At 48.3% G+C, this 516-nt stretch carries 1 protein-coding gene; it reads left to right on the top strand.

From position 1 onward, the window contains the following. Positions 1-75: 75 nt before the first annotated feature. Positions 76-516 (top strand): SDR family NAD(P)-dependent oxidoreductase (locus tag R7Q11_RS29420; RefSeq protein ID WP_225467374.1); only part of this gene is annotated, 441 nt, incomplete at its 3' end.

The raw sequence follows: 516 nt of genomic DNA on the forward strand, positions 1-516 counted from the left end.
CAATATGGAAGCCTCGCAGCGTCAAGCGATTCTTGAGACGGCTGAACGCTATATCGCGGATTTGGAGCATTTGTGATGAACATTTTGATCGTCGATGGAAACGGAGGGATTGGTTTGGCGATGGTCAAAGAAGCACTAGTGCGCTTTCCGCTGGCACAAATTCACGCGACCTATCGGCGCACAACACCTGATTATGAACATTCAGCCTTGATTTGGCACCAGGTCGATGTCACGGATGAAACGCAGGTTAAAAATTTGAGTCAAGCGGTTAAAAGTATTGATTGGGTTATCAACTGTGCCGGTATGTTGCATACGTCAAACAGAGGTCCGGAGAAAAATCTCAGCATGGTGGAGCCTGACTTTTTTCTGCAAAACATCGCCGTTAACACCTTGCCAAGCATGTTGCTCGCTAAGTATTTCACGCCACTTTTGAAGCGCAGTGGTGCACCGAAATTTGCGGTTGTATCGGCCAAAGTCGGCAGCATTAGCGACAATCGTCTTGGCGGTTGGTACAGC

The sequence above is a fragment of the Vibrio sp. 970 genome, from assembly GCF_033339075.1.